Source organism: Stenotrophomonas sp. STEN023 (genome assembly GCF_056760135.1).
In genome coordinates this window covers 92511-111277 of sequence record NZ_JBRREF010000005.1, presented here as the reverse complement: position 1 = coordinate 111277, position 18767 = coordinate 92511, and the positions used below count along the sequence as shown (strand labels likewise).

The following is an 18767-nucleotide window of genomic DNA, read 5'->3' as shown; positions in this document are numbered from 1 at the left end:
CCCCCCCCCCCCCCCCCCCCCCCCCCCCCCCCCCCCCCCCCCCCCCCCCCCCCCCCCCCCCCCCCCCCCCCCCCCCCCCCCCCCCCCCCCCCCCCCCCCCCCCCCACGACAGGGTCTCAGCGAGCCAGGCCTTCCAGCAGCGGCTGGATGCTGGCGTGCTCGCCACTGATCAGGAGGGGGCCTTCCGGCAATTCCAGTGGCAGCACGGCCAGTGCGAGCGCGCCCGCCACGCTGGCGACGGTGCCGATGTTGTTGTCACCGTGCTGGATCGCGTCACCGGAATTTGCGAATGAGGCGCATTTCAATAGCGCCAGCGAGCGCTTGGCCTTGCCCAGGAAATGGGTGCGGGCAACGATTTCCTGGCCGGGATAGCAGCCCTTCTTGACGCTGTAGGCATTCAAACGATCCAGCCCCAGCTGTTGCGGCGTCCACTGCTCGCGCGGCGCGTCATCCAGGCGGGGCAGGCCAAAACGAAGGTCGGATTGACGCCACGCCAATTCAGCGGATTCGTCTTTGGCAGCGGACACAGAGCCGATCTGCAGCGTGCGCGGAACCGCTGAGCTACCCACATCCAGCTCGATGACGGCATCGGCCAGCTGCGCCAATTGCGCGCCCTGGGCCGAAACCGGCGCTTCCAGCGCGGCATTCACTGCCAACGCGCTGGCATGGCTGATGACGACCTTGCGGCGGAATACAAAGCGCCGCAACTGCTCGGCCATGGCCTCGGCACCGCCGTCGTGGCAGATCAGCAGCAGGGTTTGCGCGTCCACTCGCAACAGCTGAAAGATAGACAGTACGCGGCCTTTGGCGGTCAGCCAGGCGCTCCATTGCCAATGACCATCGGCCAGCGAGGGCACGTCATTGGCGAACTGGGCTTGGGCGAAAGCGACCGCATCAGCTCCCGCAAGACTCACGATCTGAGCCTTGGAAAGTGTGCGGAAACCGGTGAAAGCAGGGGCGAGGTTGTCAGACACGTGACTGAGGACTAAAATTTGTGCGTTGCGAGACCACCAATGATAGGCCAAACAACCCCCACTCCCGAGCCCGAAGCTGAAGCCCCGTTGGTCCCCGAGAAGCAGCCGCTTCCCGAGGCAACCCCGGTGCCTCAGGAAATAGGCGGCCGCGGCGGACTTGATCCGGTGCGGTATGGCGATTGGGAGAAAAACGGGCGCTGCATAGATTTCTGAGCAGCGTTGAGCCAACGCGGCATTGAGCCGCCCAGCCGAGATACGAGTCAGCGAATGGCGAACAGACCCCGCCCCCTCTCTCCGCACCTGCAGGTGTATCGCTGGCAGATCCAGATGGCCACCTCGATCCTGCATCGAGTAACCGGCATCATTCTGACTGTCGGTTCCCTGATCATTGCGGGCGGCTTGTTCGCCCTGATGATGGGGCCTGAGTCCTGGAACTGCTTCACCACCCACGCCAGCGCCTGGTACGGCAAGGTGATCCTGTTCGGTTGGACCTGGTGTTTCGCCTACCACCTGTGCAATGGTATCCGCCATATCGTGCAGGACTTCGCCATCGGCTACGCCAAGGCTACCTTCATCCGCAGCAGCTGGGTGTCGGTGATTGCCTCGCTGGTGCTGACCGCGCTGATCTGGGCTTACGTCTGCATGGGAGCTGCCGCATGAGCAAGTACCGCACCCCGCTGAAGAATGCGCGTGGCCTTGGCAGCGCCAAGTCCGGTACCGAGCACTTCGTCCACCAGCGCCTGACCGCAACCGCGCTGGTCGCACTGACCATCTGGTTCCTGTGCCTGGTGCTGAGCCTGATGGGCGCCGATTACGTCACCGCTGTGGAAACCATTGCCAAGCCGTGGAACGCGATCCTGCTCGGCGGCTTCCTGGTCGCCATGTTCTGGCACGCCCAGCTTGGCCTGCAGGTAGTCCTGGAGGACTACATCCACAACTCGCTGATGGCCCTGGCCTTGCAGACCACGGTCAAGTTCGTCGCCGTGCTCGGCGCCATCGTCAGCATCTTTGCGGTTGCCCGCATCGCGTTTGGGAACTGATACATGTCCGCTTACAACATCACAGAACACAAGGTCGACATGGTCGTCGTCGGCGCCGGTGGCGCTGGCCTGCGTGCAACGTTTGGCCTGGCCCAGAAGGGCCTGCAGACGGTCTGCATCACCAAGGTCTTCCCGACCCGCTCGCACACCGTGGCAGCGCAGGGCGGCATTTCCGCCGCGCTCGGCAACATGGGTGAGGACGACTGGCGTTACCACTTCTTCGACACCATCAAGGGTTCGGATTGGCTGGGCGACCAGGACGCCATCGAATACATGTGCCGTGAGGCCATCCCGGCCATCATCGAGCTGGAACATTACGGCGTTCCGTTCTCGCGCACCGAAGAAGGCAAGATCTACCAGCGTCCGTTCGGTGGCATGACCACCAAGTACGGTGAAGGCCCGTCCGCGCAGCGTACCTGCGCCGCCGCCGACCGTACCGGCCACGCCATCCTGCACACCCTGTACCAGCAGTCGCTGGCGCACGATGCGCAGTTCATGATCGAGTACTTCGCACTCGACCTGATTTTCGATGACGAAGGCGTCTGCCGTGGCGTGCTCGCCCTGGACATGGCCGAAGGCACCTTGCACCTGTTCCGTTCGCAGGGTGTGGTGTTGGCAACCGGCGGTTATGGCCGTGCCTACTTCAGTGCCACCTCGGCGCATACCTGTACCGGTGACGGCGGTGGCCTGGTGGCCCGTGCCGGCCTGCCGCTGCAGGACATGGAGTTCGTGCAGTTCCACCCGACCGGCATCTATGGCGCCGGCTGCCTGATCACCGAAGGTGTGCGAGGCGAGGGCGGCATCCTGCGCAACAGCAATGGCGAGCGCTTCATGGAGCGCTACGCACCGCATTACAAGGATCTGGCATCGCGTGACGTGGTGTCGCGTTCGATGACCATCGAAATCCGCGAAGGCCGCGGCGTCGGCGAGCACAAGGATCACATCCTGCTCGACCTGACCCATCTCGGCCCGGGCGTGATCGACGACAAGCTGCCGGGTATCGCCGAAAGCGCGCGCATCTTCGCGGGCGTGGACGTGCACAAGCAGCCGATCCCGGTCATCCCGACCGTGCATTACAACATGGGCGGCATCCCGACCAACTACCACGGTGAAGTGGTGCGCAAGGTCGGCGACAACCCCGATGCAGTGGTGCCGGGCCTGTACGCCATCGGCGAAGCGGCCTGCGTGTCCGTGCACGGTGCCAACCGTCTGGGCTCCAACTCGCTGCTCGACTTGGTGGTGTTCGGTCGCGCCGTGGCCAACCGCTGCGCCGAGACGATCAAGCCGGGTGCGCCGCACAAGACCCTGCCGTCCGATGCCTGCGACAAGGCCCTGGGCCTGCTCGACAAGCTGCGTCACGCCAACGGCGATACGCCGACCTCGGTCATCCGCGACAACATGCAGCGCACCATGCAGAACGATGCAGCGGTGTTCCGTACCAGCAAGACGCTGGAAGAAGGCTGCCAGAAGATGGCGGAAGTGTTCGATTCGTTCCAGGACGTCAAGGTCTCCGACCGTTCGCTGGTCTGGAACTCGGACCTGATCGAAACCTACGAGCTGAACAACCTGCTGCTCAACGCAGTGGCGACCATCAACTCGGCCGAGCAGCGCAAGGAAAGCCGTGGCGCCCACGCGCACGAGGATTACCCGGACCGCGACGACGTCAACTGGCAGAAGCACACGCTGGTCACTGTCGACGACAAGGGCAAGTGCAGCTTCGATTACCGCCCGGTGCACATGTACACGCTCAGCGATGACGTGTCCGTGGTGCCGCCGAAGCCGCGCGTCTACTGATCCGGGGAACTTACGAACATGGCTGAATTTGCACTCCCGAAGAACTCCCGGTTGACCAAGGGCAAGCACTTCCCCGCCAAGGGCGGCGCGAAGAACACGCGTACCTTCAAGATCTACCGCTGGAGCCCCGACGACGACCAGAATCCGCGTACCGACACCTACGAGATCGATCTCGATGCGTGCGGCCCGATGGTTCTGGACGCGCTGATCAAGATCAAGAACGAGATTGATCCGACCCTGACCTTCCGTCGCTCCTGCCGCGAGGGTATCTGCGGTTCGTGCGCGATGAACATCGACGGCACCAACACCCTGGCCTGCACCCGCGCCATTGCCGATTGCGGCAAGGCCGAGGTGCCGATCTACCCGCTGCCGCACATGGACGTGGTCAAGGATCTGGTTCCGGACCTGACCCACTTCTACGCGCAGTACGCCTCGATCAAGCCGTGGATCCGCACCCAGACCCCGGCCCCGGCAGACCGCGAACGCCTGCAGTCGCCGGAAGACCGCAAGAAGCTGGACGGGCTGTACGAGTGCATCCTGTGCGCGTGCTGCTCGACCAGCTGCCCGAGCTACTGGTGGAATGGCGAGCGTTACCTGGGCCCGGCGATCCTGCTGCAGGCCTATCGCTGGATCATCGATTCGCGCGATGAAGACACCGGCGCACGCCTGGACGATCTGGAAGATCCGTTCAAGCTGTACCGCTGCCACACCATCATGAACTGCGCACGTACCTGCCCGAAGGGCTTGAACCCGGCACTGGCAATCGCCGAGATCAAGAAATTGATGATGGCGCGCCGCGCTTGATGCGTTATGCCTTCTCCCTTCGGGAGAAGGTGCCCCGTAGGGGCGGATGAGGGTACGGGCGAAGCCTGCTGCCCTCGATTTCGCGGGAGCTTCGCTCCAACCCTCACCCCAACCCCTCTCCCGGCGGGAGAGGGGCTTTGGTATCAGAGGTACCCGAAGCCATGCAGACTGAAGACGAAATCCTGTTGAAGAAGCTGCGCTGGCGCTGCCGGCGTGGGATGCGCGAGCTGGATCAGCTGTTCGGGCGCTATCTGGACCGTCGCTGGCTGGATGCACCTGCCGCCGAACGCGAGGTATTCCTGCAGTTGCTGGAAACCGAAGACGATAAATTGTGGCGCTGGTCCATGGGCTACGAGGTCTGTTCGGATGCGTCGCAGGCGCAACTCATCGCCTATATCCGCGCCCTTCCGGTGTGAGTGGCGCCCATCGCGCTGGCTGAGCTGCGCCTTGCTGGGTCTGGCGGTATTTGCCGCCATTTCGATAGTGAACTGTAGATTGGAGCCGGGCCATGCCTGGCCCTTGGCTGTGTGCGTGCTTGGTTGGGGGCTGCTGCAGATGCGCGCAGAGGCGCGCAAGCCAAGCCGGAACATCCTCATACCGTCGCCACCAAGTCCGCCCTGTATCGACGCCGAATCCATGGAGCAGATCGAACTGCTCGAGCGCGGCCCGCTGCTGGTGCTGCGCTGGCGGCTGGGCAAGCAGCGCCACCAGCTGCTGTTCTGGCCCGATACGCTGCCCAGGGCGCGGCGACGTGAACTGCGACTGGCCGTAAAGGCGCATGGCGTTTCCCGCCAGCCGCCGGGAATGGCACCATAGCGACCAGTTCACGGGCAGACACGCATGTTCAAACCCTTACCTGTCGCAATCGGATTGCGCTATCTGCGCGCCAAGCGCCGCAATGGCTTCATTTCCTTCATCTCCATGGCCTCCATCCTTGGCATCGCGCTCGGGGTGATGGTGCTGATCACCACCTTGGCGGTGATGAGCGGGTTCCAGAAGGAGATCCGCGACCGCCTGCTGCAGATGTCGGCCCATGCCACGGTCAGTGCTGACGGCGAGCCGATGGCCAACTGGCAGCATGCCATCGACGTGGCGACCAAGGACCCGCGTGTAGCCGGTGCCGCGCCTTACATCGAGATCCAGGGCATGTTGAGCGGCCTGCGGGTGCAGGGCGCGATCATCCAGGGCGTTGATCCGGCACAGGAGTCCAAGGTCTCGGTGCTGGCCGAGAAGATGACCAAGGGCAAGCTGGACAGCCTGCAGCCCGGCGAATTCAACATGGTGGTCGGCAAGGAATTGGCGATCTGGTTGGGCGTGGATGTCGGCGACAGCGTGGTCGCGACGCTGGCCGAAGTGCAGGGCACGCCGATGGGTGCCATGCCGCGGGTCAAGCGCTTCAAGGTCAGTGGTATCTTCGAGGCCGGCTCCAATGAAGTGGACCGTGGCGTCGCCTTCACCAACATGCAGGACATGGAGCGCGTGCTGCGCATGGACGGCGTCACCGGCGTGCGCCTGAAGATGCACGACATGGACCAGGCCTATACCGTGGCCCGCGATCTGGCAGTCAACCTCAACGGCTATTACCGGGTGAGCGATTGGACGCAGGAGAACGCCAACCTCTACCACTCGCTGCGCATGGAAAAAACGGTGATGGGCATCCTGCTGTCGCTGATCGTAGCGATGGGTGCGTTCAACCTGGTGTCCTCGCAGGTGATGCTGGTCACCGACAAGCAGGCTGATATCGCCATCCTGCGCACGCTTGGCCTGACGCCTGGCGGAGTGATGCAGGTGTTCATGGTGCAGGGCACTTTGATCGGTGTGTTCGGCACCATTGTCGGCGTGATCAGTGGCATCACCTTGACCCTTAATCTGGAGCGCATCCTCGGCCTGATCGAGACCGTCTTCAACATCAAGCTGCTGCCGGAGGATGTGTACTACATCACCGGCCTGCCGACCGACATGCAGACCGGTGACATCGTGGTGATCACCATTGTCGCGCTGCTGATGAGCTTTGCCGCGACCCTTTACCCGGCGTGGCGCGCAGCCCGCACCCAGCCGGCCGAGGCGCTGCGCTATGAATGAGAACGCATTGATGGAATCGGTAATCCGCGCCGAAGGCCTGGGCAAGACCTACGCCGAAGGCAAGATGCACACGCCGGTATTCGACGGCCTGGACTTGAACGTTGCTGCGGGCGAAACCGTGGCCATCGTCGGCGCGTCCGGCGCGGGCAAGAGCACCTTGCTGCATCTGCTGGGCGGCTTGGATATCCCGACCGCTGGTGAGGTTTATGTTGCCGGCCAGCGCATGTCGGCGCTGTCCGATGCCGCGCGCGGCAATCTTCGCAATAGTTCGCTTGGCTTCGTGTATCAGTTCCATCATCTGCTGCCGGAATTCACCGCGCTGGAGAATGTGATGATCCCGGTGATGCTGGGTGGTAGTGATGTTGCCGGCGCCAGTACCCGGGCCAAGGCATTGCTGGAGTCGGTTGGGCTAGGCCACCGCCTGGATCACAAGCCTGGCGAGTTGTCCGGTGGCGAGCGCCAGCGCACCGCGGTTGCGCGCGCCCTGGTCAACCAGCCGGGCTGCGTGCTCGGCGATGAGCCAACCGGCAATCTGGACGACAAGACCGCCGCCACCGTGTTTGATCTGATGCTGGAGTTGAACCGCGAGCAGCGCACCAGTTTGGTTCTGGTCACCCATGACCGCAGTCTGGCGCGCAAGCTGGATCGCGTGCTGGAGCTGCGTCAGGGCCGCCTGCACGAGTTGGCCAGTAGCGGGGTTTGAATCCGCCCGGCAGCATGGCTCCGACGAGCTGGTGGAGCTACGATGCCAGTACGGTGCTCGTTTCGGCTGTGAAAGCAGGTTGTTTCCTTCAATGAGGATTGCCGCCATGAAGAAAGTGCTTGTTGCGATGGTGCTGACTGCCGTTCTCGGCGGTTGTGCGACGACCGGAAAGCTGAGCAGCACCGAACGGCTTGAGCTGTACCGGGCCCACGCCGGTGCGCCGGTGAACAATTTCAAGTATTTCGGTTCGTTGAACGGCTGGACCGAGTTGGGCGACAGCGCCCTGGCGGTCTGGACCAAGCCGGCCGAAGCCTGGCTGTTGAATCTGAGCGGGCCGTGCATGGATTTGTCCTATGCGCCGGCCATTTCCATCACCAACATGATGGGCCAGGTATCTGCGAGGTTTGATCGTGTGATCGTGCACGGCGGTGGCCCGATGTCGCACGTGCCATGCCGCATCGAAAGCATCCAACCGCTGGATGTAAAGGCGCTGCGTGCATCCGAGAAAGAGCTGCGCGAAGCCAAGATCTCCGAGCGCGCCGCAGATCAGGGCACCGAAACGAATTGAAGCACCATCTGTAGTGCCGAGCCATGCTCGGCAGGGCTTCACCGGCAATGTTTCGCAGCCCAGGCCGAGCCATGCTCGGCAGGGGCTTCACCGAAAATGCATTCTGTAGGAGCGGCGTAAGCCGCGAAGCCCGCAATCCAATCGATCGCGGGCTTTTCTTCGTGCTTTCATTGATGTCAGCTTCGCGGCTTACGCCGCTCCTGCATCAATCCGTTTCCGGTGCGACGTAACCCGCCGGCTTTTCCGCGCCGCCGGAGAACAGATACTTCACCAACTCTTCCTCAAGGAAGGCGCGGTGCTTCGGGTCGCGCGGCGACAAACGGTTCTCGTTGATCAGCATGGTCTGGTGCGCCAGCCATGTTGCCCAGGCCGGCTTGCCGATGTTGGCGAAGATGCGCTGGCCCAGCTCGCCGGGGTAGGGCACGAAATCCAGGCCCTCGGTTTCGCGTTGTTCGTATTGGCAGAAGACGGAGCGGGGCATGATGTGGTCCTGTCGAATCAGTGCGCCGGATGGCGTTCCAGCAGTTTGCGGATGGGTGCGGGCAGGCCGATTGCGGCGAGCTCGTCACGCGCTACCCAGCGTAGCTCGGCATTGTCGCCGACCTTGGATTTGAGTGCGACCTTGCGCAGGTGCAGTGGCTGCAGATGCAGGCGATAGTGGCTGAAGGTATGCACGATCAGTGGCAGCTCATTGGCGTTGTCGTAGTTGCCTTTGATGCTGGCGGCAAACCACTCGCGCAGCGCGCTGTCAGTATCGGCCTGCGGCAGCGTCCACAGCGAGGCCCAGATACCGGTTGGCGGACGCTTGAGCAGCAGGATGCGGCCTTCGGCGTCTTCCAGCAGCAGGGCGCTGGCTTCGCGCTCGGGCAGCACTTTGCTGGGCTTGGGGGTAGGCAGCGAATCGACCAGTCCCTGCGCATGTGCGGCACAGCTGCCCTGCAGCGGGCACAGGATGCAGGCCGGCTTTGCCCGGGTGCACAGGGTTGCGCCGAAATCCATCTGCGCCTGGGTGTAATCGGCCATGCGCCCGGCCGGCACCTGCGCGACGTGTGCTTCGGCCTGCGCCCAGAGCTGTTTTTCGATAGCCGGCAAGCCGGGGAAGCCAGTGATGCCGTGGTAACGGGTCAAGACACGTTTGACGTTGCCATCAAGGATCGCAAATGGGTCGTTCCAGGCCTGGCTGAGGATTGCACTGGCGGTGCTGCGGCCGATGCCGGGCAGTGCCAGCAGGGCATCGAAATCACGCGGCAATTCTCCGCCATGCAGCTCGACGCATTGCTTGGCTGCTGCATGCAGATTGCGGGCACGGGCGTAGTAGCCCAGGCCGGCCCAGTGCGCCATCAAGGTGTCGTTGTCGGTGGCGGCCAGATCGCGCAGCGTCGGAAACGACTGCACGAAACGCTGGAAATATGGCGTTGCCGTGGCGACCTGAGTTTGCTGCAGCATGACTTCCGACAGCCATACCCGATACGGCGAACGCGGATGCTGCCAGGGCAGATCGTGGCGGCCGTGCTGGGCGAACCAGGTGAGGAGTTGGCTGGGGAAGTTGGGCATTGGCTCGCAGGCGATGGCGGTTGCTTTCGCATTCCTTCTCCCGCGCGCGGGAGAAGCTGCCCCGTAGGGGCGGATGAGGGGAGCTTTTGATCCTGCTCGTAGAGCTTCCCCTCACCCCAACCCCTCTCCCGTAAACGGGAGAGGGGCTTCAGATCAAGCGCCCAGCGCCTGCGGCAACAGCGCGTCGACAAAGGCTTCAGCATCAAACACGCGCAGATCTTCCGGGCGTTCACCGATACCGGCGAAGCGAATCGGAATGCCGAACTCGCGGGCCAGCGCAAACACCACGCCGCCCTTGGCGGTGCCGTCCAGCTTGGTCACCACCAGGCCGGTGACACCTGCGGCGGCATGGAACTGGCGCAGCTGCGACAGCGCGTTCTGGCCGGTGGTGCCGTCGATCACCATCAGCACCTCGTGTGGCGCGCTGTCGTCGATCTTGCCAAGCACACGGCGGATCTTGCTCAGCTCGTTCATCAGGCCGGTCTGGGTGTGCAGGCGACCGGCGGTGTCGGCGATCAGTACGCTGGTGCCACGCGCCTTGCCGGCCTGCAGAGCGTCGAATGCGACCGAGGCGGCATCGGCGTTCTGACCCTGGGCGACCACGGCCACGCCATTACGCTCACCCCAGATCTGCAACTGGGCGACGGCGGCGGCGCGGAAGGTGTCGCCAGCGGCCAGCATCAGGCTGTGGCCCTGATCCTTGAAGCGCTTGGCCAGCTTGCCGATGGTGGTGGTCTTGCCGACGCCGTTGACGCCGACGGTAAGGATCACGAATGGCTTTGCATTGGGGTCGATGACCAGCGGCTTGGCGACTGGTTCGAGCATGGCGATCAGGTCGGCGCGGAGTGCGGCCAACAGCGCATTGGCATCGGCGAACTCACGCGACTTCATGCGCTTGCGCAGGTCTTCGACCAGTGCCGTGGTCGCCGGCATGCCGACGTCGGCGGTGATCAGTGCGGTCTCGATCTCGTCGAGCAGGTCGTCATCGAGCTTGGGGTTGCGCGAGAACAGGCCGCCGAAGCTGCGGGCGAAGCTGCTGTTGCGCAGGCGATCACGCCAGCCGAGTTTGCCTTCAGGCGCAGCTGGTGCAGCGTTGACCGGGATCAGCGCTGCGTCTGAGTCGGGGGAGCTGGGGGCGATGACTTCGGCTACAGCCGGAGTGGGAGCCGGTGCTGCAGCAGGAGCGGGAGCAGCAACGGGCTCCATGGCCTGTGGAGCGATTTCCACGACTGCAGGGGAGGGCGCTTCAGCGGCAACCGGTGCTTCGATCTGGACTGGTGCTGCAACAGGGGCTACGTCAACTACGACAGCTTGTTCGACGACCGGCACAGGTGCTGCTGCGGTTTCGGTTGCAGGCTCTACCGGCGTTTGAGCAGCGACCGGGGCTTCGACCGGCACTTGCGCGGTTTCAGTCTGAATGGGTTCTGCCGGCAGCGGCGCTTGCGCCGACGGTGCCTGCGGGAAGGCGGCGGCCAGTTCCTCAACACTCAGCGTGGACGGCTTTGCGGGCTGTTGGGCGTCGTCGGTCTTTTTGCGGCGAAAGAAGCTGAACATGGAGGAAAAGGCCTGAAATCAGATGTCTATGTTACCACCGGCGGTCAGGTGGCCGGCGTTGCAGGCAGCACGACGGCAGTTGATTGAAGCCCCTCTCCCGTTCACGGGAGAGGGGTTGGGGTGAGGGGGGCTTTTCGGGCTTTACCGGGAAAGCTTCTGCCGAGCATGGCTCGGCACTACGGGCTTTACGGGTAAAGCTCCTGCCGAGCATGGCTCGGCACTACACTCAGGCCGACAGTTCCAACAGCAGCTTGTTCAAGCGGCGTACGTAACCGGCCGGGTCCTTCAGGCTGTCGCCAGCGGCCAATGCGGCCTGGTCGAACAGCACGTGGGCCAAGTCGTTGAAGCGGTCCATATCAGCTTCCGCATCCAGCTTCTCAATCAGCGGGTGGGCCGGGTTGAACTCGAATACCGGCTTGCTGTCCGGCACCTTCTGGCCGCTGGCTTCCAGGATCTGGCGCATCTGCAGGCCCAGGTCCTGTTCGCCGATGGCCAGGATGGCCGGCGAGTCGGTCAGGCGGTGCGAGACGCGCACTTCGGCAACTTCTTCGCCGAGCACGGTTTTCAGGCGCGCGGCCAGGCCTTCCTTGGTCTTGGCGACCTCTTCCTGTGCCTTCTTGTCTTCCTCGGTCTCAAGCTTGCCCAGGTCCAGATCGCCGCGGGCGATGTCGGCGAAGGACTTGCCGTCGAACTCGGTGAGGTAGCTCATCAGCCACTCGTCGATGCGATCGGTCATCAACAGCACTTCGATGCCCTTCTTGCGGAACACCTCAAGATGCGGGCTGTCCTTGACCTGCTGGAAGCTCTCGCCGGTCAGGTAATAGATCTTGTCCTGGCCTTCGATCATGCGGCCGACATAATCGGCCAGGGCAACGCTCTGCTCGCCGCTGCCGTCATGGGTTGAGGCGAAGCGCAGCAGGCCGGCGACCTTCTCGCGGTTGCCGTAGTCCTCGGCCGGGCCTTCCTTCAGCACCTGGCCGAAGTTCTTCCAGAAGCCTGCGTATTCTTCCGGCTTGTCCTTGGCCAGCTTCTCCAGCATGTCCAGCGAACGCTTGGTCAGCGCCGACTTCATCGAGTCGATCACCGGGCCGGACTGCAGGATTTCGCGCGATACGTTCAACGGCAGGTCGTTGGAATCGACCACGCCCTTGATGAAACGCAGGTACAGCGGCAGGAACTGCTCGGCCTGGTCCATGATGAAAACGCGCTGCACATAGAGCTTCAGGCCCTTCGGTGCGTCGCGGTGGTACAGGTCGTACGGCGCGCGGCCCGGGGTGTACAGCAGCGAGGTGTACTCCAGCTTGCCTTCGACCTTGTTGTGGGTCCAGGCCAGCGGGTCGGTCGGGTCGTGCGCGATGTGCTTGTAGAACTCTTGGTATTCCTCGTCCTTGATCTCGGGCTTGGCGCGGGTCCACAACGCATTGGCGCGGTTGACGGTCTCCCACTCCGGCGTAGCCGGCTTGTCGGCTTCCTCGCCGTGATGTTCTTTCTGCAGCTCGATCGGCAGGCCGATGTGGTCGGAGTACTTCTTGATCAGGCTGCGCAGCTGCCAGCCGTCGGTATAGCTGTCTTCGCCTTCCTTCAGATGCAGCACGATGCGGGTGCCGCGCTCGGGCTTGTCGATGGTCTCGACTTCGAACTCGCCTTCGCCCTTGGACGACCAATGCACGCCTTCGCTGGCCGGCAGACCGGCACGGCGGCTGTAGACGTCGACCTGGTCGGCAACGATGAAGGCCGAATAGAAGCCCACGCCGAACTGGCCGATCAGGTTGGAGTCTTTCTTCTGATCGCCGGACAGGTTTTTCAGGAACTCGGCAGTGCCCGACTTGGCGATGGTGCCGAGGTGGGCGATGGCCTCATCGCGGCTCAGGCCGATGCCGTTGTCGTCGATGGTCAGGGTGCGCGCGGCCGGGTCGGCCTCGATGCGGATGCGCAGCGGCGCGCCGCCTTCGAGCAGCTCGGGCTGGGTCAGCGCTTCGAAGCGCAGCTTGTCGGCGGCGTCGGCGGCATTGGACACCAACTCGCGCAGGAAGATTTCCTTGTTCGAGTACAGCGAATGGATCATCAGGTGCAGCAGCTGCTTCACCTCGGTCTGGAAACCGCGGGTTTCCTTGTGATTCTGGTCGGTCATCGGTCGGGGTGCTCCGTTGCTGATTAGGTCGCGCAGCTGCGCGGTGACTGCAGCTTGGGTAAGGGTGAATGGGCCGATTTCAAGGTGGGCGCAGCCGGGGCGGGTGCTGGTCTATCATCTGCAGTACTCAGAGCTGTTGGATCCAGGTCGCCGATGTATTTGATTTGCCACGTTTTGTCTCTGCTTTTGCCGGTGCGGGTCGGATGAGTCCGGTCCGTGGCAAGGCGCCTGCGGCCAGCGGGCAGGTGCGTATCGTCGGTGGGCGTTGGCGTAATACCCGTTTGCAGGTTCCTGAATTGCCGGGCCTGCGGCCTACCAGCGACCGGGTCCGGGAGACCCTGTTCAATTGGCTGATGCCGAAGCTGCCCGGGGCCCGTGTCCTGGACCTGTTCGCCGGTAGCGGCGCGCTTGGCCTTGAGGCGGTATCGCGTGGCGCGGCTTCGGCACAGCTGGTGGAACGTGATTCGCAGTTGGTAGCTGCGCTGCGCGGGGTGGTCGGGCGGCTGCAGGCAGGTGAGCAGGTCGAGGTGATTGCCGGCGACGCCCTGCAATGGCTGGCCAGCGCAGCCCCGGCACAGGCTGACGTGGTGTTCCTGGATCCGCCGTTCGCAGCGGGCTTGTGGGAGCAGGTGATCGAACGCCTGCCCCGGCACCTGGCCGAGGGCGCCTGGCTCTACGTGGAAGCGCCGGTGGGTGCGGCCCTCTTGCTGCCGCCCGAATGGCAGCTGCGGCGTGAGGGCAGTACCCGTGAGGTGGCCTATGCCCTCTATCGTCGAGCCGCTGCTACACTTCGCAGCGACATGAACGCGACCGAACCCGCATGACTTCAGCCAATCGCCGCATCGCCGTGTACCCGGGCACTTTCGACCCGATCACCAATGGTCATATCGACCTGGTGAATCGTGCCGCGCCGTTGTTCGAGAAGGTGATAGTCGGCGTGGCGCAGAGTCCTTCCAAGGGCCCGACGCTGCCGCTGGAGTTGAGGGTTGCCTTGGCGGTGGAAGCGCTGCAGCACCACGACAACGTGGAAGTGGTCGGCTTCGACACCTTGCTGGCGCACTTCGTACGCTCGGTGCATGGCGGGGTACTGCTGCGCGGGCTGCGCGCGGTGTCCGATTTTGAATACGAATTCCAGATGGCGAGCATGAACCGGCATCTGATTCCGGAGGTGGAGACGCTGTTCCTCACCCCCTCCGAGCAGCACAGCTTCATTTCCTCCTCGCTGGTGCGTGAAATCGCCCGGCTGGGCGGGGATGTCTCCGGCTTCGTGCCGGCCACTGTGCTTGAAGCGTTGCGCAAGGCCCGCGAAGCGCGCGGGCAGTAAGCCTTTTTCAGTAACACGACTTTTCAACGGGAGAACGATCATGAAGAACACGATGCGCGTGCTGCTTGCCGCCTCGATGGTGCTGGCTGTAACCGCCTGCAAGAAAGAAGAAGCACCGGTAGTCGAAGCGCAGCAGGCGCTGGTCGCCCCGGCCAAGGATGACGACGCGGGTTGGAAGAAGTACCTGCAGGCAGTTGCCGTGCAGAACATGGGCAACATCACCGCCAGCCCGTTCCTGTACTACCTGCCGCCGGCATCGGACCCGGAATTCGCCGCCAAGTACGACCGCCAGGTTGAGAGCGCAACCACCGCCATTGGCCGTGGCATCCAGCCGGGCAACATGCTGGCCTTTGGTTCGTCGAACTCGGCAAAGATGGGCGACCTGATCGAAACCGGCTTCAAGGACGTGCAGGCTGATTCGATGAAGGGCGTGCGCGTGGTGTTCATCGGCGATGCCGCTGACAACGCCCGCGTGCAGACCATCGTCAAGCCGACCGGCGCCGACTACATCTTCGTCGAAGCCAAGTGACGCACTGGCGCGGGGCCGCCTAGCGGCCTCGCCTGTGCCAGTGCGTCATCCCCGCGAAGGCGGGGATTGCTTTGGCTGTTGCTCCAGCTTCTGCTTTGGTTTTAGCTTTTGCTGCAACTGGCGCGGGGGCGCCTAGCGACCCCGCCTTTGCCAGTTCGTCATCCCCGCGAAGGCGGGGATCGCCCACGAGAACCAGCATCCACACCCGCAGAACGCTGTGGAAGCAGGAGCTTGGACCCCGGCAAAACCAGTATCCGGTAAGCTTGCTGTCGGCGCTGTCCTTGGCAGGCCATGAACAGCAGGACCGATGAACCGGCAGGCGCCGGTTGCAAGCCCCGCTCTGACGGGAACACCGCAGCAATGTCTTTGAAAATCAATGAGCTCTGCGTCAACTGCGACGTCTGTGAGCCAGCCTGTCCCAATCAGGCCATCGCAATGGGCGAGACGATCTATGTGATCGATCCGGCCCGTTGTACCGAATGTGTCGGTCATTTCGATGAACCGCAATGCGTGGTGGTGTGCCCGGTCGAATGTATCGACCCGGACCCGGAAATCGTCGAAACCGAAGATCAGCTGCTGGCCAAGCTGGCCGGCCTGCAACGTGATCACCCTGAGTTTTACCAATCGGAGAATCCAACGGCATGAAACTCGTTGCCCGTTCCCTGCTGCTGTTCGCACTGGTGCTGTCGCCGGCCGCGTGGGCAGCCGACACCGCGCCGGCCCGCGCCGCACGCCCCGATGGCGCCGCGATTGCCAGCGGCCATTCGCTGGCGACCCAGGCCGGTATGGAAATCCTTGGCAAGGGCGGTAACGCGTTCGATGCCGCGGTGGCCGTGTCCTCCACCCTGGCCGTGGTCGAGCCGATCAGCTCGGGCCTGGGCGGCGGCGGGTTCTTCCTGCTGCACGATGCCAAGACCGGCAAGGACGTGATGCTGGATGCGCGCGAGACCTCGCCCGAATCCGCAACGCCCGATCAGTTCCTGGACAAGAACGGCAATCTGGACCGTGACCGCTCGGTCAATGGCCCGTGGTCGGCCGGCATCCCCGGCTTGCCGGCGGCGCTGGTGAAGCTGGCGCGCGAGCATGGCAAGTTGCCGCTGAGCGAGTCGCTGGCGCCGGCAATCCGTGTCGCCACCGATGGTTTCCCGGTGTATGCACGCATGGCCCGTGGCTATGCCAGCCGTCGTGAAGTGATGGACCGTTACCCGGGCACCCGCGAAGTCTACCTGCGCAACGGCAAGCCGATTGCCGAGGGCGATATCTTCAAGCAGCCGGAGCTGGCGCATACGCTGCAGCTGCTGGCCGCCAACGGCTTTGATGGCTTCTACCGCGGCGAGACCGGGCGCAAGCTGCTGGCTGGCGTGAAGCAGGCCGGCGGCCGCTGGACCGCCGAGGAACTGGCCGGCTATACGGTCAAGACCCGTGAGCCGATCGTGTTCAACTACCGTGGCTGGAAGATCACCACCGCCTCGCCGCCGTCCTCCGGTGGCATTGCGCTGGCCTCGATGCTGCAGATCCTGGAACCCTGGGATCTGAACAAGATGGACCAGGCACACAGTACCCATCTGGTGGTGGAAGCGATGCGTCGCGCCTATCGCGACCGTACCTTCTTCCTTGGCGATCCCGACTTTGTCGATATCCCGCAGAAGGTGCTGACCAGCCGCGACTACGCGCAGGGTCTGCGTGCAACCATCCATCCGGAAAAGGCCACGCCGAGCGACCTGCTGTCGGGCAACCCGACGCCGTTGGAGGATGACGAGACCACGCACTTCTCGATCATCGACAGCGAAGGCAATCGCGTTGGCGGTACCCAGACGGTGAACCTGCTGTACGGCTCGGGTCTGATCCCGGCCGGCACCGGTGTGCTGCTGAACAACGAGATGGACGACTTCGCATTGAAGCCGGGCACGCCCAACGCCTTCGGTGTAATGGGCTACGCGGCCAACGCGCCGGCCAAGGGCAAGCGCATGCTCAGCTCGATGACGCCGACCTTCATGGAAAATGATGACAAGGTCGTGGTGATTGGCACGCCGGGTGGCAGCCGCATCATCACCATGGTCCTGCTCGGCATCCTCGGCTATGACGCCGGCCTGGACGCACAGCAGGTGGCCGCGTTGCCGCGTTATCACCACCAGTGGTTGCCGGATGAGATTTCGGCGGAGACCGGCGCGTTCTCGCCGGAAGTCGCCAAGCAGCTGCAGGCGATGGGGCATAAGGTTGAATTGCCGGGTGATTCGGCCGAAGGCGGGCGCGGCTCCAGCCATGTATGGGGCAACCTGCAGACGGTGGAATGGGATCGGCGCAGCAATGTGCTCAGCGGCGGCAGCGACCCGCGTAACCCGGTGGGCAGTGCCGAGGTTCGCAAGTCGGGAAAGGCCGACTGAGATGACCAGCAAGCCGCGTTTCGGCGGGATTGCTTTTCACTTGAGCGTTTGAATCCCCCTGAATCCGATGCCAGTTGCTGGCATCGGATTTTTTGTGGGAGCGGCGTCAGTCGCGAGGCAGGTAAATCATCAGTTGGCACCGTTGCCAAGCGCTTCCGCGGCGTCAGCTCCGCGGCTGACGCCGCTCCCACAAAGTAGCCCGCGCTGGCCCGGCATCAAAGCAGGCGGTAAGCGCTCTTCAAACGCACACAGCACGACGTCCCCCGCCAGTACCGTTGCCCGTCAATTATCCGCCACCGATTCCTTGCGAATATTTAACGCACTGCGGGTAGAATTTTTCATATGAAACTATGGTCGATCCGCGGTAACTCGCAAAAACTCGATGGCGGTGCGATGTTCGGCAACGCTCCCAAGGCATTGTGGGAGCGGTGGGCGCCGGCCGATGACGCCAACCGCATTGAACTGGCATGCAGGGCGTTGTTGGCCAGTCCGTTGGGTGGCAAGACCGTGTTGTTCGAAACCGGTATCGGTGCCTTCTTCGAGCCCAAGCTGCGTGAACGCTATGGTGTGCAGGAGCAGCGTCATGTACTGATCGATTCACTGCGCGAAGCCGGCTTCGAGCATGAAGACATCGATGTGGTCGTGCTAAGCCATCTGCACTTCGATCATGCCGGTGGTCTGCTGGCACCGTGGTCGGAAGGTCGCGAGCCGGAACTGTTGTTTCCCAATGCGACCTTCGTAATTGGAGCCGAGCACTGGGAGCGTGCCAGGCATCCGCATCCGCGTGACCGCGCCAGTTTTATTCCCGAGTTGAGCGGTTTGCTGGAAGCCAGCGGTCGTCTGGAGATCGTCAGCGGCGCCTATTCAAAGGCACTGGGTGAATCGGTGCGTTTCAGCTTCAGCGATGGCCATACGCCAGGCCTGATGCTGGCTGAAATCATTGGTCCTGAGCGGGTCAATGGCCAACCGCGCGGTGGCGTGGTGTTCTGCGCCGACCTGATACCGGGGCGGTCCTGGGTGCATGTGCCGATCACCATGGGCTACGACCGCAATGCCGAGTTGCTGATCGACGAGAAGCGGGCCTTTCTAGAGGACAAGCTGGCGCGCAACGTGCACTTGTTCTTCACCCATGACCCGCAATGCGCGATGGCGCAGGTAGTGCGCGATGACAAAGGGCGCTTTGCCACCGCCCATGAAGTGGCCGAGTTGAAGGCGCGTACGCTGGCGGCCTGAGCTGACCAACGGCAGCTGAAAAAACTGACTTCCGGCACTGATTCCGGAAGTCTTCAAAACCGACATTGGTCCCATCATTCAGATCCGGGGCAA

At 63.4% G+C, this 18767-nt stretch carries 21 protein-coding genes; 16 read left to right on the top strand and 5 right to left on the bottom strand.

Annotated features, from left to right (window positions below; genetic code table 11):
• Nucleotides 1-116: 116 nt before the first annotated feature.
• The gene (gene ygfZ, locus ACVOLV_RS02520; RefSeq protein ID WP_481552987.1) at nt 117-974 is read right to left on the bottom strand and encodes a CAF17-like 4Fe-4S cluster assembly/insertion protein YgfZ; all 858 of its coding nucleotides are present in this window, start codon (nt 972-974) and stop codon (nt 117-119) included.
• Nucleotides 975-1013: 39 nt separating this feature from the next.
• Here ygfZ and ACVOLV_RS02515 point away from each other — a divergent pair, with 39 nt between their 5' ends.
• From ACVOLV_RS02515 to ACVOLV_RS02470, 10 genes are all read left to right on the top strand, one after another.
• Complete coding sequence (locus ACVOLV_RS02515; RefSeq protein WP_481552986.1) at nt 1014-1187, top strand: DUF1674 domain-containing protein; 174 nt, start codon at nt 1014-1016, stop codon at nt 1185-1187.
• A gap of 54 nt (nt 1188-1241) precedes the next feature.
• Entirely contained in the window at nt 1242-1634 is a 393-nt protein-coding gene (sdhC, locus tag ACVOLV_RS02510) for a succinate dehydrogenase, cytochrome b556 subunit (RefSeq protein ID WP_282268784.1), read from the top strand.
• The gene (gene sdhD, locus ACVOLV_RS02505; protein ID WP_282268787.1) at nt 1631-2014 is read left to right on the top strand and encodes a succinate dehydrogenase, hydrophobic membrane anchor protein; all 384 of its coding nucleotides are present in this window, start codon (nt 1631-1633) and stop codon (nt 2012-2014) included. Before sdhC ends, sdhD begins: the two co-directional genes overlap by 4 nt.
• 3 nt (nt 2015-2017) lie before the next feature.
• Complete coding sequence (gene sdhA, locus ACVOLV_RS02500) at nt 2018-3808, top strand: succinate dehydrogenase flavoprotein subunit (protein WP_481552985.1); 1791 nt, start codon at nt 2018-2020, stop codon at nt 3806-3808.
• Nucleotides 3809-3826: 18 nt separating this feature from the next.
• Nucleotides 3827-4612 carry a succinate dehydrogenase iron-sulfur subunit gene (locus ACVOLV_RS02495; protein ID WP_481517949.1) on the top strand — a complete coding sequence of 262 codons (786 nt, stop codon included), beginning with the start codon at nt 3827-3829 and terminating at the stop codon, nt 4610-4612.
• Between the two features lie 161 nt (nt 4613-4773).
• A complete protein-coding gene (locus ACVOLV_RS02490) occupies nt 4774-5028 on the top strand; it encodes an FAD assembly factor SdhE (RefSeq protein ID WP_481552984.1) in 255 nt (84 codons plus the stop codon).
• A gap of 31 nt (nt 5029-5059) precedes the next feature.
• On the top strand, nt 5060-5428 hold the full coding sequence (locus ACVOLV_RS02485; protein WP_481552983.1) for a hypothetical protein: 369 nt from the start codon (nt 5060-5062) through the stop codon (nt 5426-5428).
• Nucleotides 5429-5452: 24 nt separating this feature from the next.
• On the top strand, nt 5453-6694 hold the full coding sequence (locus tag ACVOLV_RS02480; RefSeq protein ID WP_481552982.1) for a lipoprotein-releasing ABC transporter permease subunit: 1242 nt from the start codon (nt 5453-5455) through the stop codon (nt 6692-6694).
• Nucleotides 6687-7397 (top strand): lipoprotein-releasing ABC transporter ATP-binding protein LolD, encoded by a 711-nt coding sequence (lolD, locus tag ACVOLV_RS02475; protein WP_481552981.1) that lies wholly within the window; start codon nt 6687-6689, stop codon nt 7395-7397. The genes ACVOLV_RS02480 and lolD overlap by 8 nt, the downstream gene beginning before the upstream one ends.
• A gap of 106 nt (nt 7398-7503) precedes the next feature.
• Nucleotides 7504-7965, top strand: a complete 462-nt coding sequence (locus ACVOLV_RS02470) for a DUF6491 family protein (RefSeq protein ID WP_481552980.1) — start codon at nt 7504-7506, stop codon at nt 7963-7965.
• Nucleotides 7966-8170: 205 nt separating this feature from the next.
• On the opposite strand, the gene ACVOLV_RS02465 is transcribed toward ACVOLV_RS02470, so the two are convergent.
• The 4 genes from ACVOLV_RS02465 to htpG form a co-directional block, all read right to left on the bottom strand.
• Nucleotides 8171-8446 carry an oxidative damage protection protein gene (locus tag ACVOLV_RS02465; protein WP_481552979.1) on the bottom strand — a complete coding sequence of 92 codons (276 nt, stop codon included), beginning with the start codon at nt 8444-8446 and terminating at the stop codon, nt 8171-8173.
• Between the two features lie 17 nt (nt 8447-8463).
• On the bottom strand, nt 8464-9519 hold the full coding sequence (mutY, locus tag ACVOLV_RS02460) for an A/G-specific adenine glycosylase (RefSeq protein WP_481552978.1): 1056 nt from the start codon (nt 9517-9519) through the stop codon (nt 8464-8466).
• A gap of 153 nt (nt 9520-9672) precedes the next feature.
• A complete protein-coding gene (gene ftsY, locus ACVOLV_RS02455; protein ID WP_481552977.1) occupies nt 9673-11073 on the bottom strand; it encodes a signal recognition particle-docking protein FtsY in 1401 nt (466 codons plus the stop codon).
• A 226-nt stretch (nt 11074-11299) separates the two neighbouring features.
• Complete coding sequence (gene htpG / locus ACVOLV_RS02450) at nt 11300-13204, bottom strand: molecular chaperone HtpG (RefSeq protein WP_481552976.1); 1905 nt, start codon at nt 13202-13204, stop codon at nt 11300-11302.
• 203 nt (nt 13205-13407) lie between these two features.
• Between htpG and rsmD the strand changes: the two genes are divergently transcribed.
• The 6 genes from rsmD to ACVOLV_RS02420 all read left to right on the top strand — a co-directional run bounded on the left by rsmD (nt 13408) and on the right by ACVOLV_RS02420 (nt 18674).
• A complete protein-coding gene (gene rsmD, locus ACVOLV_RS02445; protein WP_481552975.1) occupies nt 13408-14028 on the top strand; it encodes a 16S rRNA (guanine(966)-N(2))-methyltransferase RsmD in 621 nt (206 codons plus the stop codon).
• The gene (coaD, locus tag ACVOLV_RS02440) at nt 14025-14528 is read left to right on the top strand and encodes a pantetheine-phosphate adenylyltransferase (RefSeq protein WP_481516224.1); all 504 of its coding nucleotides are present in this window, start codon (nt 14025-14027) and stop codon (nt 14526-14528) included. Before rsmD ends, coaD begins: the two co-directional genes overlap by 4 nt.
• Nucleotides 14529-14568: 40 nt before the next feature.
• Nucleotides 14569-15057: a hypothetical protein gene (locus ACVOLV_RS02435; RefSeq protein ID WP_303746713.1), complete on the top strand. Its 489-nt coding sequence runs from the start codon at nt 14569-14571 to the stop codon at nt 15055-15057.
• A gap of 360 nt (nt 15058-15417) precedes the next feature.
• Nucleotides 15418-15702: a YfhL family 4Fe-4S dicluster ferredoxin gene (locus ACVOLV_RS02430; protein WP_481510864.1), complete on the top strand. Its 285-nt coding sequence runs from the start codon at nt 15418-15420 to the stop codon at nt 15700-15702.
• On the top strand, nt 15699-17441 hold the full coding sequence (gene ggt / locus ACVOLV_RS02425; protein ID WP_481552974.1) for a gamma-glutamyltransferase: 1743 nt from the start codon (nt 15699-15701) through the stop codon (nt 17439-17441). The genes ACVOLV_RS02430 and ggt overlap by 4 nt, the downstream gene beginning before the upstream one ends.
• Nucleotides 17442-17783: 342 nt before the next feature.
• Entirely contained in the window at nt 17784-18674 is an 891-nt protein-coding gene (locus tag ACVOLV_RS02420; protein ID WP_481552973.1) for an MBL fold metallo-hydrolase, read from the top strand.
• Nucleotides 18675-18767: the final 93 nt, after the last annotated feature.